The sequence below is a fragment of the Actinocrinis sp. genome (assembly GCF_035938995.1).
Taxonomy (GTDB): domain Bacteria; phylum Actinomycetota; class Actinomycetes; order Streptomycetales; family Catenulisporaceae; genus DASZGI01.
On record NZ_DASZGI010000159.1, the window covers coordinates 1 to 15,302 of the forward strand.

The 15,302-nt window shown below is 69.9% G+C and carries 12 protein-coding genes and 1 rRNA gene; 2 read left to right on the top strand and 11 right to left on the bottom strand.

The window, feature by feature from the left end; all coding sequences use genetic code 11:
- Both VGZ32_RS11405 and VGZ32_RS11410 read right to left on the bottom strand, forming a co-directional pair.
- Positions 1-220 (bottom strand): 16S ribosomal RNA (locus VGZ32_RS11405); the annotation flags it as partial.
- A gap of 452 nt (positions 221-672) precedes the next feature.
- Positions 673-1,677 (bottom strand): stage II sporulation protein M, encoded by a 1,005-nt coding sequence (locus tag VGZ32_RS11410; protein ID WP_326885914.1) that lies wholly within the window; start codon positions 1,675-1,677, stop codon positions 673-675.
- A 149-nt stretch (positions 1,678-1,826) separates the two neighbouring features.
- Between VGZ32_RS11410 and VGZ32_RS11415 the strand changes: the two genes are divergently transcribed.
- The gene (locus tag VGZ32_RS11415; RefSeq protein WP_326885915.1) at positions 1,827-2,723 is read left to right on the top strand and encodes an RDD family protein; all 897 of its coding nucleotides are present in this window, start codon (positions 1,827-1,829) and stop codon (positions 2,721-2,723) included.
- A gap of 27 nt (positions 2,724-2,750) precedes the next feature.
- Here the strand turns inward: VGZ32_RS11415 and ahcY are convergent, their stop codons facing one another.
- The 6 genes from ahcY to VGZ32_RS11445 all read right to left on the bottom strand — a co-directional run bounded on the left by ahcY (position 2,751) and on the right by VGZ32_RS11445 (position 7,936).
- Positions 2,751-4,190 (bottom strand): adenosylhomocysteinase, encoded by a 1,440-nt coding sequence (gene ahcY / locus VGZ32_RS11420; protein WP_326885916.1) that lies wholly within the window; start codon positions 4,188-4,190, stop codon positions 2,751-2,753.
- Positions 4,191-4,270: 80 nt separating this feature from the next.
- Positions 4,271-4,573, bottom strand: coding sequence for a WXG100 family type VII secretion target (locus VGZ32_RS11425; RefSeq protein ID WP_326885917.1), 303 nt, complete (start codon positions 4,571-4,573; stop codon positions 4,271-4,273).
- Between the two features lie 142 nt (positions 4,574-4,715).
- A complete protein-coding gene (locus VGZ32_RS11430) occupies positions 4,716-5,840 on the bottom strand; it encodes an SIS domain-containing protein (protein ID WP_326885918.1) in 1,125 nt (374 codons plus the stop codon).
- A 39-nt stretch (positions 5,841-5,879) separates the two neighbouring features.
- Positions 5,880-6,062, bottom strand: coding sequence for a Trm112 family protein (locus VGZ32_RS11435; RefSeq protein WP_326885919.1), 183 nt, complete (start codon positions 6,060-6,062; stop codon positions 5,880-5,882).
- A gap of 22 nt (positions 6,063-6,084) precedes the next feature.
- A complete protein-coding gene (locus VGZ32_RS11440; RefSeq protein WP_326885920.1) occupies positions 6,085-7,470 on the bottom strand; it encodes a phosphomannomutase/phosphoglucomutase in 1,386 nt (461 codons plus the stop codon).
- An 82-nt stretch (positions 7,471-7,552) separates the two neighbouring features.
- Complete coding sequence (locus VGZ32_RS11445) at positions 7,553-7,936, bottom strand: DUF3499 domain-containing protein (RefSeq protein ID WP_349263566.1); 384 nt, start codon at positions 7,934-7,936, stop codon at positions 7,553-7,555.
- A gap of 284 nt (positions 7,937-8,220) precedes the next feature.
- On the opposite strand from VGZ32_RS11445, the gene VGZ32_RS11450 reads away from it, so the two are divergent.
- A complete protein-coding gene (locus tag VGZ32_RS11450; protein ID WP_326885922.1) occupies positions 8,221-8,571 on the top strand; it encodes a metallopeptidase family protein in 351 nt (116 codons plus the stop codon).
- A gap of 66 nt (positions 8,572-8,637) precedes the next feature.
- Here the strand turns inward: VGZ32_RS11450 and VGZ32_RS11455 are convergent, their stop codons facing one another.
- From VGZ32_RS11455 to VGZ32_RS11465, 3 genes are all read right to left on the bottom strand, one after another.
- Entirely contained in the window at positions 8,638-10,152 is a 1,515-nt protein-coding gene (locus VGZ32_RS11455; RefSeq protein ID WP_326885923.1) for a DUF5719 family protein, read from the bottom strand.
- Entirely contained in the window at positions 10,149-14,210 is a 4,062-nt protein-coding gene (locus VGZ32_RS11460) for a glycosyltransferase (RefSeq protein WP_326885924.1), read from the bottom strand. The genes VGZ32_RS11455 and VGZ32_RS11460 overlap by 4 nt, the downstream gene beginning before the upstream one ends.
- 318 nt (positions 14,211-14,528) lie before the next feature.
- On the bottom strand, positions 14,529-14,786 hold the full coding sequence (locus VGZ32_RS11465) for a WhiB family transcriptional regulator (RefSeq protein ID WP_326885925.1): 258 nt from the start codon (positions 14,784-14,786) through the stop codon (positions 14,529-14,531).
- Between the last annotated feature and the right edge of the window lie 516 nt (positions 14,787-15,302).

Genomic DNA, 15,302 nt, shown 5'->3' on the forward strand with positions numbered 1-15,302 from the left:
CATCCCAGACCAGAAACCCTTTCCACCACCCCCCATGCGGGAGACAGTCGTATCCGGTATTAGCCCCGGTTTCCCGGAGTTATCCCAGAGCCTGGGGCAGGTTACCCACGTGTTACTCACCCGTTCGCCACTCACCACCCCGAAGGGCGGTCCGTTCGACTTGCATGTGTTAAGCACGCCGCCAGCGTTCGTCCTGAGCCAGGATCAAACTCTCCAAAAAGAACCTTGACCACTGACAGTCCCGACCGAAACCGGAACAAACCAAACAAAAAACATGGCATCGTAAACAAATGACACACTGTTGAGTTCTCAAAAAACAGACACACAAACCAGGCTCCCAAAGAGCCCCGGCAGGATGCTTGTCTCGCAAACGGAGCGCTTTATCGGCTTCTCCGCGTTGACGTGATTTCGTCGTAATCGACTCTACCACGCCTTTATGATTGCTCTTGCCAACCTTGCGATCTCGGCATAGGCTGAACCTTTTGCCTTCGATCTGGTGGGCCTTTTTTACAGCAACCCCTCTAGCTTAGCCACCGCGACCCGGGCCGTCAACACTCGTGCGAGTGGTTTAGAAGTTGGGTACGCAGGTGGCCCCGCGCGGGGGCTGAACGAGTATGCACCACGAGGCGGGCCCGGCGCCAATCGATTACAGGGCCCGTGGAAACCCGCCGCTCAGCCGACTGCAGGCTGCTCGTCGATCCGGTCCACCTCGTCCAGATCGCCGCCCTCGCCTCGCTTGTAGACGTTGCGGCCGCGCACGAACACGTAGGTGAGGAAGCCCGCTTCGACTGTCACGCCGATGCCGATCCTTGCTGCGGCGGGGAGCGATGACGGCGTCACGAATGCCTCGATGACGCCCGAGCAGAGGAGGGTGAGCACCATGCCGATGCCTACGACGGCCGCTGTGCGCCCTTCGTGCTCGAGGGCGGCTAGTCGCGTGCGGGGTCCGGGGTCGATCATGGTCCAGCCGAGGCGGAGACCGATCCCCGCGGCGATGAACAGCGAGGTCATCTCCAGCAGGCCGTGCGGCGTGATGAGCGTGAAGAAGACGTTGCCGCGTCCGGCCGCCACCATGTAGGCGCCGTCAACGCCGAGGTTCGCGACGTTCTCCCAGAGGACGAAGAGGACGGGGATGCCGAGGAGCGCACCGGAGAATAGGGTTTCCAGGGCGAGCCAGAAGTTGTTGGTCCACACCTGGGCGGCGAAGTCGCGGGCGGGTGCCGAGGTGTAGTACGTCTCGAAGTCGCCACCCGGTTGGGTGAGTTGTCGCACCTCGGAGGACGGGATCAGCGCGTTACGTACTTCCGGATGGGCGACCAGCCACCACCCGAGAACGACCGCGGCGAGGATCGAAAGCATCGCGGTCGTGCCCCACCACCAGCGCGAGCGGTAGATGGCCGCGGGCAACTTGTCCGTGAAGAACGTCGCAATACTGCGCCAGTTCGCCACGCGCGGAGCGGTGAGCGCCGACCGGGAGAGCGCGAGGGTCGCGGAGAGTCGGCCGACCAGCTCTGCATCGGGAAGCGCGGTGCGTACGACGGATAGGTCGGTGGCGGTCGCCTGGTGAAGGGCGAGCAGTTCGTCGACCTCTTCGACGGTGAGTTTCCGGCGGCGGGCCAGCCGGTCGAGCCGGTTCCATTGGGGCGCGCGCCGCATCACGAACGCGTCGATGTCCATTCCGCCCCCGCCCTGCCTGCCGGTATGACAACGCTCACGGTAGAGCACGTGCCTCGCCGGCTTCCAGGCCCCTGCTCTACGGTGGGCACTGTCTCTACGGTGGGCACTGTCTCTACGGTGGGCACCGTTCCTAGCGCTTTGGGGGGTTCATGGCCGACCTGGTGATCGCCGAAGGCGTGGAGCTGGAGCTTCGTCCGGCCCGGCTCGCCAGCCGCTTCATGGGCTGGCTGTTGGACGCCCTCATCCAGTCGGTCCTGTTCGTGGTCTTCATCATGGCGACTCTGGCGCTGACCTCGGGTTCGGGGACCGGCGACGCGATGCACGCGCTGGTGATCATCGCGCTCGTGCTCGTGACGATCGGATACCCGACCCTCAGCGAGACGCTGTCTACCGGCAAGTCGATTGGTAAGGCGGCCGCTGGACTGCGCGTCGTGCGCGTGGATGGCGGACCGGAGCGGTTCAGGCACGCGTTGGCGCGGGCGCTCGCGGGGATGTTCGCCGATCTCAATCTGCCGCTGTTCGCGGCGATCCTGTTCGGAGACGTGCCGGGGCCGTTCGTGCTGATGATCGGACTGCCCGGGGCCGTTGTGAGCGTGCTATCGAAGCGGGGGCAGCGGATCGGCGACCTGCTCGCGGGAACGATGGTGGTCCGGGAGCGCATGGACCTCTCGCGTGGCTCGGTCCCGGTGCCGCCGCCTCCGATGCTGACCGCGTGGGCCGCGAGCGCGACCGTGGGCAACGTGCCGACCGGGCTGATCGTCGCGGCCCGCCAGCTGATCTCGCGCGTCTTCGAGCTCGATCGGCGGGCCGCGGCAGAGCTGGCGAACGAGCTGGCCCGGCAGTTCTCCGCATACGTCAAGCCGACGCCCCCTGAGGGAACGCCGGCGTATCAGTACCTCGTCGCGGTGACCGGCGAGCGGTTCCGGCGAGAGACCGGCGCGGTTTTCGGCGGCGTGCCCTACGTGCCCATGCCAGTGCCGGTGCCAGCGCCGGCACTGGTGGCCCGGCAGGCGCCCCCGCCGAAGCGGAGGCGCCGAGCCTTGTAGCGGCCTCGCCGACCTACCCGCCTCCGCCTAGTAGCGGTAGTGGTCGGACTTGAAGGGGCCTTCGACCGGGACGCCGATGTAGGCCGCCTGCCGGTCGGTGAGCTTGGTGAGCTTGACGCCCAGCGCGTCCAGGTGCAGCCAGGCCACCTTCTCGTCGAGCTGCTTGGGCAGCCGGTACACGCCGATCGGGTACTGCTCCGGCTTGGTGTACAGCTCGATCTGGGCCAGGACCTGGTTCGCGAAGCTGTTGGACATCACGAAGCTGGGGTGGCCGGTGGCGTTGCCCAGGTTCAGCAGACGCCCCTCGGACAGGACGATGATCGTGTGGCCGTCCGGGAAGCGCCATTCGTGCACCTGCGGCTTCACCTCGGTGCGCACGATGCCGGGCAGCACGGCGAGCCCGGCCATGTCGATCTCGTTGTCGAAGTGGCCGATGTTGCCGACGATCGCCTGGTGCTTCATCCGGCCCATCTGCGCGGCCGAGATGATGTCCCGGTTGCCGGTGGCGGTGACGAAGATGTCGGCGGTGCCGACCACCTCGTCCAGCGTGGCGACCTGGTAGCCGTCCATCGCCGCCTGAAGCGCGCAGATCGGGTCGATCTCGGTGATCACCACCCGGGCGCCCTGCCCGCGCAGCGACTCGGCGCAGCCCTTGCCGACGTCGCCGTAGCCGCAGACGACCGCGACCTTGCCGCCGATCAGCACATCGGTGGCGCGGTTGATCCCGTCGATCAAGGAGTGCCGGCAGCCGTACTTGTTGTCGAACTTCGACTTGGTCACCGAGTCGTTGACATTGATCGCCGCGAACTTCAGGGTTCCGGCTTCGAACATCTCGTACAGGCGGTGAACACCTGTGGTGGTCTCCTCAGTCACCCCGCGCACGGCTTCGGCGATCGCGGTCCACTTCTTGGCGTCGGCAGCCAGGGACGCCTTAAGGGTGGCCAGAACGAACGTCCACTCCTCCGAGTCGTCGGCTGCGGCGTCGGGGACCTTACCAGCGGCCTCGTACTCGGCGCCCTTGTGTACCAAAAGCGTCGCGTCGCCACCGTCGTCGAGGATCATGTTCGCCAGCTCGCCGTTCGGCCAGGTGAGCGCCTTCTCGGTGCACCACCAGTACTCCTCGAGGGTTTCGCCCTTCCACGCGAACACGGGCACACCGTTCGGCGCGTCGGGAGTACCGTCCGGGCCGACCGCCACAGCCGCGGCGGCGTGGTCCTGGGTGGAGAAGATGTTGCACGAGGCCCAGCGCACCCGGGCGCCGAGCGCGACGAGCGTCTCGATCAGAACCGCCGTCTGCACCGTCATGTGCAGCGATCCGGTGATCCGCGCCCCACGCAGCGGCTGCGCCTCCGCGAACTCGCGGCGGACGGCCATCAGCCCCGGCATCTCGTGTTCGGCCAGCTGGATCTCCTTGCGGCCGAATGCCGCCAGGGAGAGATCCGCGACCTTGAAGTCGGTGTGCGCCATGCATGTCCTCCTCGGTGAACTGACGCCACCGAGTCTAGAAGGCCGCATCGGCCCTCTGGGCGCGGCGCGTCAACCGACGGTCAGCTGTTGCCCCATAGCTGGTGCAGCGACGTCTCGGCCTCGGTGTAGCTGGCGTGCGAGTTTTCCAGGGCGGCGGCGATCTGCAGCATCACGGCGTGCAGGTCCTGGGCCGCGAGGTCCCAGATGTGCTGCTGGTACTGGTAGTTGCCGGACGCGGCGCCGGTCCACTCCGCGGCGATCGGGCGCAGCATGCTCCGAAGATCCGACAGCAGCATGTCCACGTTCGCGGCGGTACGCCGAACAGCCGCCGCCGCTTCCTCGACGTCGGCGAACCGTACCGAGATCTCCCCGCTCGCTGCCACGCTTCGTACCCCTGTGTCCCAGCCGTCCCGAGCCTCCCCTTCGGGCATTAGGGTAGCGCCTCGGTCTGACGCAACACACGAGTATGGCGACCATCCGTGCTTTGTTCGTCACCTGCGTTGCGCCGCGCTTGCGCGGTCGACGTCACTGGGCGGTGCGCAGCCGGTACTCGTCGATGGTGCGGCCCTGGTCCGGGCTCGCACCGACAAGTACCGCCAGGTAGGCAGCCGCGAAGTCGGCGAGGGCGATCAGAAAAGCAGCGCGGGCCAGCGGGTCCTCCTGCTCGGCGGTGACCGTCGTGAGCAGCAGGCCGCGGTCGCGGACCAGGGACTCGACCACCTTCAGGCGGGGGTCGGCGCCCTGCTCGGCGAGCAGGATCACAGCAGCGGACTGTTCGGCGCCGTCCTCGAACGGATCGCGGAAAATGTCGCCGGCGCCTGACGCGAGCGGACCGTCCAGCAGACCGAGCAGACCGCTGCCGAGCGCCGGCAGCGCGGCGTGGGTGACCGGGAGTCCGGCCCGCAACGCCGTCTGGTCGCCGAGTCGTTCCGCGGCGACGGCGGCCACGTGCCCGGAGGCCCACACGGAGGGCGTGCACTCGCCGAAGCGCAGCGCGATCTCCTTGGCCGGGTTCACGAACGGTTCCTGGCTCGGGCGAAAGCGCACGGCGGCCTCGTCCGCCGCCGACGCAGCCGCCGCGTAGGACTGGGGCGGCAGGATTCCGGCGGTCTCCGCGACCATCAACGCCGGGACCGCGACCGACCATAGGCGCGCCCAGACCGGAGCGGAGTCGTCGTCCATCGGGATCAGCGTTCCGCGAACCTGCTCGCAGAGCCGGCCGATCGCCGACGCGGGCGGCGCGACCACGGCGACACGGGTGCCCCGCCGGCCTGCCTCGGCCAGCGCCGCGGCGATCTCGGGGGCGCGCCCCGCCGTGGACGCCACGAGGACCAAGTCGAGCGGTCCGACCCAGCCGGGCAGCGCCGGACCCGGCACCGGGACGATCGGCACTGCGGCCGCCGCTCCGGCCACCGCCGTGATCAGCTGCGCGACGGTCGCGCCGGTGCCATAGCCGAGGATGACTAAGGCACGCGGGCGACCGTCAGCACCGAGCGCGCGTAGAGCTCGCTCTGCTTCAGGCTCGAACTCACGCAGCGCAGCCGCACGGCGGATGCGTGCGCCGGTCGCGGCGGTAAGGCGGAGCGTGCCGCCGTGGTCTGCGCGCTCCGCGCCCTCGGCGTCAGACAGCAGGTCCTCGTGCAGTTCCATAGCGCCCTTTTTTCGGTGCAGCCTGGATGTCGGTGCGTCTCAGCCCCGCTTGCGCGCCTCGTCGATCAGTAGCACGGGGATGTGGTCGCGGACCGGGTACGCCAGCGCGCAGGACTCGTCGGTGCAGACGAGTTCGTTGGTCTCGAGGTCCTCACGCAGCGGCGCGTGGCACTTCGGGCAGACCAGGATCTCCAACAACGACGGTTCGACGAGGGTGGCCATGACTATTCCTGTTCGTCTCGGTTCACGCACGCACGATCGCGAGGACGGCGTCGCGGACGGCGGCGACCTCGTCGGGCGTGCGGGCCTCGATGTTGAGCCGGAGCAGTGGCTCGGTGTTTGACGGGCGCAGGTTGAACCACCAACCGTCGCCCTGCACGGTCATGCCGTCGAGGTCGTCGATGGTGACGCCGGGCTCGTCCGCATAGGCGGCCCGGACCGCGGCGGTGCGCCCGGCCTGGTCCGCGACCTCGCTGTTGATCTCGCCGGACGCGGAGTACCGGGAGTAATCGGCGACGAGCTCTGACAGCGGCGCTTCCTGCTCGCCGAGCGCGGCCAGCACGTGCATGGCAGCGAGCATGCCGGTGTCGGCCTTCCAGAAGTCCGCGAAGTAGTAGTGCGCGGAGTGCTCGCCGCCGAAGACGGCCCCGGTCTCGGCCATCTTCTGCTTGATGAAGGAGTGGCCGACGCGGGTGCGCACAGGGGTGCCCCCGTGCTCGCGCACGATCTCGGCGACGGCGTGCGAGGTGATCAGGTTGTGGATGATCGTCGCGCCGGGGTGCTTGGCCAGTTCGCGCACCGCGACCAGCGCGGTGACGGCGGACGGCGGGACCGGCTCGCCGCGCTCGTCCACCACGAAGCAGCGGTCCGCGTCGCCGTCGAAGGCCAGGCCGATGTCGGCGCCGGTCTCGACGACCTTCTTCTGCAGGTCCACCAGGTTCTTCGGGTCCAGCGGGTTGGCCTCGTGGTTGGGGAACGAGCCGTCGAGCTCGAAGTAGAGCGCGACCAGGTCGATCGGCAGGCCCTCGAAGACCACGGGGACGGTGTGGCCGCCCATGCCGTTGCCGGCGTCCACGACCACCTTGAGGCGGCGGTTGGCGCTGATGTCGACCAGCGTCCGGATGTACTCGGCGTAGGCGGTGAGCAGGTCGCGCTGGGTGATCGTGCCCTGAGTCGCCGCCGGGGTGAAGACCGTGCCGGGCTCGGCGAGCTCGCGGGCGGCCAGGTCGCGGATCTCGGCCAGGCCGGTGTCCTGGCCGACCGGGGCGGCGCCGGCGCGGCACATCTTGATGCCGTTGTACTTGGCCGGGTTGTGGCTGGCGGTGAACATCGCGCCGGGCAGGTTGAGGTGGCCGGAGGCGAAGTAGAGCTGGTCGGTCGAGGCCAGGCCGATCTTGACGACGTCGGCGCCCTGGGACGCGGCGCCACGGGCGAAGGCGTCGGACAGGGCGGGAGAGGAGGGGCGCATGTCCCAGCCGACGGTGATGGCGGCGGCGCCGGTCACCCGGACGAAGGCCGCGCCGATCACCTCCGCGATGCGCTCGTCGAGCTGGTCGGGGTAGATCCCCCGGACGTCGTACGCCTTGACCAGATGGGTCAGGTCACCTGCGGTCGGGTGCGGGGCGGTCACGGTCTTCGGCTCCGTCTCTTCCAGATGCGCACTCAGCATCACTCTCGTCGGAGCGAGCCTACCGGCTGCGCCGCGAGCGCGGTCAGGCGTCTGTCTCGGTGACGGCCCGCAGATGGCCGCGGCGCGGCGGGGTGTCCCCGTGCGGGGTGGGGACCGCATGCGGCGGCTCGGAGTCCCGGCTGGTCACCGGCGCGCGGGCGGCCTCGCGGACGGCGAGCGCGAGGGCCTCGAGATCGTCGCTCGAGGGGGTGCGCCGACCGGTCTCCGGCGGGGAGAGCCGCACCACCTGCCAGCCGCGTGGGGCGGTCAGCCGTTCGGAGTGTTCCGAACAAAGGTCGTAACAGTGCGGCTCCGGATAGGTCGCGAGCGGCCCGAGAACGGCGGTGGAGTCCGCATAAACGTACGTCAACGTCGCCACGGCCTGGCGACCACAGGCGGTGCGCGAACAGCGACGGACAGGGCTCACATGCGCGAGTGTATTGCCGGGGCCCCTGGCGCTGCCAGACGACGCGCAATCTGTGTCTTGAGAGGGCACGTTCTTGTCCGGGGCGGGACAACTAATCCGCCCGGAGGGGCGGGACGGGTATCGGCACTGTTCGAAAAGCCGGTATAGACCGCTTGTAGGCTTCCCGGGCACCCGAGGGCTACCCTCGATCCGTGCACAGTTCTGCGGAGCCGCGGTCGGGCCGAAGTCCGCGGCCGCGCCGTCGCCGGGGCCGGGACCGCCGTGGCCGCGGGCTGCGCGGGCCCTTGGCGCCGCCGGAGATCCCGCTGAGCCTGACCCGGGCGGAGCAGTTCGACGAGCTGGTCCTGGACTCGGTGGAGCGGCTGGAGCGCAAGTGGCCGCAGCTGGCCGGGGTGGAGTTCGCGGTGGAGGAGGTGCCGCCGCCCGGCGCTGAGCTGCTGTCGGACGAGCCGGTGCCGCTCGGCCGGGTGGTGCGTGCGGGGCGCGACGAGCCGGCCCGCATCGTGGTCTACCGGCGGCCGCTCGAGGTGCGTGCGCCGGGGCGGGCCGACCTGGGCCTGCTGGTGCACGACATCGTGGTCGAGCTGGTCGCGGACCTGCTCGGCCTGGATCCGGAGATCGTCGACCCGGAGTAGCCGCCGATCGGCTCTCGTGCGGCGCGCCGCATGCCCAGGGTCAGGTCGTCCTATCGCCGTATGCCACTACGGCTGGGGCACGGCTCCGGACAGGTCGGAGCGGACGGCCGGGACGTTCACCGTTTCCAGCGCCGTGGACATCGGCTGAATCGTGATCAGGCCGCCGTCACCGGTCATGATGCGTGCGGCGTAGACGGAGGCCGCACCATCCATAGGCACGACGGAAACGGCGAACGGGGCCGCTCCTCCGGTTGGCGCTTGCAGCTTGACCGCCTTGGTGGACCCGGCCGGGACCGTGACGGTCTGCGCGTTCGGCGTTCCGGAGCCCTCGGTGGTGACCTTGACCTGCGCGTCCTTGGCCGCCGTGTTGGTGAGCTCGACCACGGAGCCGTCCGCGTCGTCGGCCACGATCGACTCGCCGGTCAGCGCCGGGACCGGGCTGAGATAGGCCGAATCGTTGCCGCCCTCGGCGACGACCCGGATCTCGGCGATGATCGGCGTCCCGTTGGCCGAGTCGATCTGCAGGGCCGCCGCCTCGCCCGGGACCGGCACATTGGAGAGGTCGACCTGCTGGACCTTGCCCGCCGTCAGATGCGGGACCTGGACGTCGGGGGTGATGGTCGAGCCGCCGATCCAGTGCAGGGTGACGTCGGTGTCCGTGGTCGGCGAGAGCAGGGTCAGCTGGAGCTTCATCTTGCTCGCCGCGTTGTTGCTGGGCGCCGGGATGCCCGGGATGACCAGGCGCGCGGAGGGCTTCTGAGCCAGGATGAAGTCGCGTCCACCGTTGCTGTCGCTGTCCAGGAGCGCGGCGCTGACGCGGCCGGCGGTGGTGGTGAGGTGCACGGCGAGCGGCGTGGTGCCGGTGGCGAGCGCAGTCAGGTCGATCGGCTGTGTGTACTGGGCGGCCGGCTGGACCAGCAGGCCCTGGTCGGTCTGCATGACGCCGCTCGCGACCGGGCCGTCCTGGGTGTAAGCGGTCAGATTCACCTCGGCGGCGATCTGGTCGCTGTTGTAGATGTTGAGCTTGGCTGACTTGGCGTCCGCTGCGGCGCCGATGTACCAGTAGTCGGTGTCGGGCGCGGTGCACGGGGTCGAGGCGAGGCCGTGCAGGGTACCGGTGCCGGTGCTGGCGATCGTCTCGGTGAGGGTGAAGCCGGGGGCGTAGGCGCCGGTGGCCTGGGCGACGACCGGCACGTTGTCCTGGCTAAGGTTGGCGATGTCGCCCGACAGGTTCTTGGCGGTGCTGAGGGCGCCTGGCTGTTTGAGCGTGACCGCCGGGGTCTGGTTGTTGTACGCGGAGACCGTCGCGGTGTCGCCGGTCGCGGGCGCGCCGCCGCCCGCCGGGCTGAACGCATTGACGTTCACATCTGCCTGGCCGTTGACGATCGGGCAGACGACCGTGGTGTTGCGCACAGGGGTGATGGTGGACGCGGCGATCTGATCGGGCGTCGCGGCGGCGGGTTTGACGCCGTATCCGTAACCGAGGCCCGCGACGACGGCGACGCCGACTCCGAGCGCGAACTGGGTTCGGCGGCGGGACACGGGCCTCGCGGGCGCGGAGGCCTTAATGAGGGGGCTCACCGGTTCCATCCGTCCTGCTCGCCGCGGCGCTGGCCGTCGGGGTCGTACTCGTAGTCACGCGGGTATTCGTATTCGTGCGTGTACTGCGGCTCGGCCGGCTGCTCGGCCTGGCGCGGCTCGGGCACGGCGTACGGGTAGTCGCCGCTCGCATAGGGGTCGGCGTTGGTCATCGGGTACTGCTCGTAGGACGGCTGGGCGCCGGCTTCAGCCGAGTACTGGCCGGTCGGGTATTGGCCGCTCTGGTAGTAGTCGGCCTGATATCCGCCATAGCCCTGAGGATCGGCGGCCTGGTGCTGGTGGTCGCCGGACGGGTATTCGGGCACCTGGTAGTCGCCCGCCTGGTAGTCCGCAGCTTGGTAATCCCCTGCCTGGTAGCCGGCGTATTGGCTGGCGTCGGCGGCGGGCTGGGCCTGGTAGTACTGGCCGGTGTCGTACGCGCCGGACTGGTAGCCGTCGTAGGACGGCTGAGCATATTCGCCTTGCTGATATTGCTGCTGGTACTCCGGCTGGTACTGGGATGCGGCGTATTCGGTCTCAGCGGCGTACTCAGTCTCGGCCGCGTATTCGGACCGCGCATAGCCCGGCTGCTCGTACTCGGCTTCTTGGTATCCGTGCTGCGTGTACTCGGGCTCCAGCTCTGGCTCCGGCTCTGCCTCATGCGCCATGGGCGCGGGCACGCGGAGCGGTTCCGGTACTGGCTCTTCTTCGGGCTGTGGCTCAACGCCAAGCTCGGGCAGAAGCTCGGGTTCCGGTTCGCGCTCGGGTCGCCGACGGTCGCCGGGCTGCCGGGTCGCGGCGTCCAGCTCGGCGGCCTCCTCGCCCTCGATCTCCTCATCGGGGCGGCGGCCGAACGGCAGGGCCATGATGGTCGCCGCGGCGGCGGCCACTGCGCCGATGATCAGCCACACGTCGTGCTTGATCGAGTGGTAGCCGATCACCACAGTGCCGGCCGAAGCAGGCAGGTTCCACGCCTGCAACCCGTCCGTCTGTGGGGCGGCGGAGAGTGTCTGGCCGTCCATGGTGGCGGTCCACCCGGACTGCGTGGCCTCGGCGAGGACCAGTACACGGCCGCTGGCGCCTGAGGGGACGGTGACCGTCGCGCCAGTGTCGCCCGAGCAGACCTCCGCAGCGCCCTGCGGCGTACCACCGGTGCACTGGTAGGAGATCGCGACGGGGGCGCCCTTGGCGTCCTGGACGGTGACGCGGCCGACGTTCCCGTTGACCGACCAGAGGTTGAACTGCTGGCCGCTGTTCTGAGCCAGAGAACGCTGCGTCAGGCCGGGCACACCGCCGAGCGCGTGCTGGACAGCGGCCGGCGTGGCGGTGCTGACCAGGACGTAGCCGACGTCCATGACCGCGAGCTGCTGCGCCGCGTCGCCGCCGTTGCCGGACAGCAGCTGGCCGACGAGCGCGTCGAGCTTCCGGGTCTGGTCGGCCGGGATCGTGAGGTCGGCGGCGCCGAGGGTCGCGCCGCTGTCGCGCACGACGGCGTAGTCGACGAGGCCGTCGGCGCCGGGAGTGATCAGCAGGGTGCGGGGACGGGCGGCGGTCTGGCCCTCAGCCGCCACGAACGGGGTGAGCACCTGGGTCGAGACGCGCGCGACCGGGCCCTCGGCGCCGCGGATCAGCCACCAGACCCCGGCGGCGGCGGGGGCGAGCACGGCCGCGCCGGTGATCAGGACCGTGACGGGCTGGCGCCAGCCGAACGCGGCGGTGGCGACGCGCTCCTTAGCGCCCTCCGCGCCGACCACGGTGGCCATGATCAGGCCGAGGCCGAGCATCGCGGTGGGCAGGCCGGGCCACGGCACGACGGTGTGAGTGGTCTGCGGCGGCGTCACGTTCAGGCCCGCGATGACGACCGCGGAGCCGAAGCCGACCAAGGCGAGAGACCAGGCGGAGATGACGACGCGGCGGCGGTCGCCGCGCAGCAGGGCGGCCAGCGCGGCGAGCAGCAGGCCCACGCCGATCCACGCGGGGTAGGTGCCGGGGCCGCCCGGGTCGCCGAGCAGCAGGCCGATCGGAGTGGGCGCGGGCTTGGTCAGCGCGGTGCCGCCGAGGCCGGTTTCGAGGAGGAACGCAGTCGGGTGGCGCAGCAGCGACAGCGACCAGGGGACGAGGACGACCATCGGGGTGGCCAGGACTATGCCCATGCGGACGGCGACCACGACGATGTTGGACCGGGTGCGCCAGGCGACCGTCAGCAGCGAGAGCGCCGCGAAGATCAGCGCCAGGACCCAGGTGACGGGGGCGAAGGCGGTGGCGATGGTGAGCAGGAACGCGCAGGTCCAGGCGGAACGGGTGGAGCCGGAGCGTCCGGGGTGGCCGACGGTCTCGGTGGCCGTCGTGGTGACCAGCGGCAGGACGGCGATCGCGACCGCGGTGCCGAGGCGGCCGGTGGCGATCGCGCCGGTGGCCACCGCGAGGAGCGCGTACGCATAGCCGGCCCAGATGCGCAGCGGGGCGGAGGTGGTGACGCGGCGGAACGCGTAAGAGGCGCTGAGCCCGGCCAGCGGGACCGACCCGATCAGCAGGACCGAGACGGCCAGCCCGGCCTTTCCGAACAGCAGGCTGGACAACATCGCGAGCAGGGCGAGGTACGGCGGGGCATAGGAGGTGGTGCCGAGGCCGACGCCGTGCCAGCCGGCCAGGTACGCGGACCAGAGGTCGGCCGAGCCGCTGGGGGTGGGCAGCAGGGCGCCGCCGGCCAGGGTGCCGCCGAACAGCATGGAGCGGGAGGCGATCAGGGCGATGACGGTCAGGCCGCCGCCGACCGCGACGATCGGGTTGCGGATCAGCCGCTTGATGAGCGCGGTGGAGTCGGTCTCCAGGACCTCGGCCTCTTCGGAGACCGGACCGGTCTCGACCGCGCGGTGGCGGGAGGCGTCCTGCTCGGCGGAGCCCCGGTCGCCGCGCAGCTGGGTCCAGATCGTGTCGAAGGCGTTGCGGGCCAGCGCGCCACGCGGCGGCATGAACTGTTCGATCTCGGCCGGGTCGACCGCGCGCATCTTGCGGCGGGCGGTGCGGCCGCGCACGATCCGGTCGGGCCGGGCGGCGAAGGAGAGCAGCGAGAATAGCTCGTCGGAAGCGGTGCCGGGCGACTTGGCGATGACGAAGCCGAGCGTGCGGAAGAAGGTGCCGAGGAGCAGCCGGAGGTAGAGGGCGGGCCAGAACCGGGTGCCCCGGTTGACCGCGACGGTGTAGAGCGCGTGGCTGCGGTCGAGCAGGTGTGCCCGGTTGGGTCCGGCGTTGATCCGGCGGCGCTCGCGGGCGGCCGCCTCGGCGTGGTACATGACCGCGTCGGGGGCGACGACGACCTGGTAGCCGGCGCTGTTGACCCGCCAGCAGAAGTCGAGGTCGTCGCGGAAGAGGGAGATGCCGCGGTCGAAGCCGCGCAGCCGGTCCCACACGTCGCGGCGCACGAGCATGCCGGCGGAGCTGACGGACAGCACCGGGCGGGTCTCGTCGTGCTGGCCCTGGTCGTGCTCATTGCGTTCGAGGCCGGTCCAGCGGCGGCCGTTGGCGGCGACGGTGGCGCCGACCTCGAGCAGCTGGCGCCGGTCGTACCAGCCGCGGATCTTGGGGCCGAGCACGGCCGCGTCGGGGAAGTCCTCGGCGGTGAGCAGGAGCTGGCCGAGGGCGTCGGGGGCCGGGGCCGAGTCGTCGTGCAGCAGCCAGATCCACTCGACCGGGGCCAGCTGGCTGTCGTAGCCGAATTCGTCGTAGCCGACCGGGGCCGAGGACTTCAGGCCGAAGGCGATCGCGTTGCCGTAGCCGGTGGAGCGCTTGCGGTGCAGCACTTGGTCGGGGCCGAGCGCGGTTTCGAGCAGGTCGACCGAGGCGTCGCGCGATCCGGTGTCGACGGCGATGACGCGCTGGACCGGGCGCTGCTGGTTCAGGAGCGCCTCGAGCACGTCGGGGAGCCACCGTGCGCCGTCGTGGCTGACCAGGACGGCGGTGACGATGTGGTGGCGCAGCGCTTCATGCGGGTTGGCCCCCGCGGCGCGCGGGTCGGCGCCGCGCACGGGGGGGCGCGCCGGTGGTGCGTACTGCTGTGTCATTCGAGGCGACGACCCGGGTCTCGGCGGCAGGTACTCGGCACCGCGCACCTGGCCCGGGTGTCCGCTGGCAGCGTGCCCGGGTGGCGGCGGTTGCCGCCCAACCCTACGCGACGCGGGTGAGGACGGGTACGGATCCCCAGAAGTTGTCAGGGATTGTCCGGTTTCATGCTGTGGATAACTAGGTCCGCCGACTGAAGAGCGTTGCGTTGATCGCGTTCTGCTAAGTCAGGAGGGAATGTGCGGCGGCGTGAATGCGCGTCAGCGACGTCCGACGGGCGGTACGATACAGAGGCGTGATATGCGGCTGTTGGTTCCGCGTCAGGCGGACCGGCGCTTGAGCTTGCGCCGCTCACGCTCGGAAAGGCCACCCCAGATGCCGAAACGCTCGTCGTGACCGAGCGCGTACTCGAGGCATTCGGCCTTCACTTCGCACACGAGGCAGACCCGTTTCGCCTCTCGGGTGGAGCCGCCCTTCTCCGGGAAGAAGGACTCCGGGTCCGTCTGCGCGCACAACGCCCGCTCCTGCCAGGTCAGCTCCTCATCGAAGCCGCCGAGCAGCGGGAAGACCTCAGCCATCGGTACGTCTCCCGTCTCATGTCGTCGGCGCGGCGTCGACCGGATCGAGGTTCCGCGCACCGGCGAGCCGCATCGGGCGCCGGTCCGGAACCGCGAAGATCACTGACTTCTCGTCAGGAACCGGGCGACATGCTTGAAATTACACGCGCGTCGTTCCCGGCCCGTCAAGCCGCGATCTGCTATCGGTAGATTGATTCACTCGTAGGGAGCAGCGCTCGACGATCTAGCCTGTCAGCGTCGTGAGCCGCCCGACGTGGGCTGCGAGGCGCTGGCCGAGTGCGGCGGACCAGTGACGTTGCCACTGTTCGGCGGCGAATGCGCGGCGCTGAGTCCACCCGACCGGGTGAACTGCGGCGATGCGGAGCCGAAAGGGCGAGGACGAGATCTGCCCGAAAGGGCGATCGGAGCGCCCGGCGGTCGACAACCTCGGAATGTCTGGCTGGGGATGACATCGCGCGAGATGTCTGCTTCCGGACCGAGTCGTGCGTTTGGGCTGACTTTAAGACGGGCGGTCGT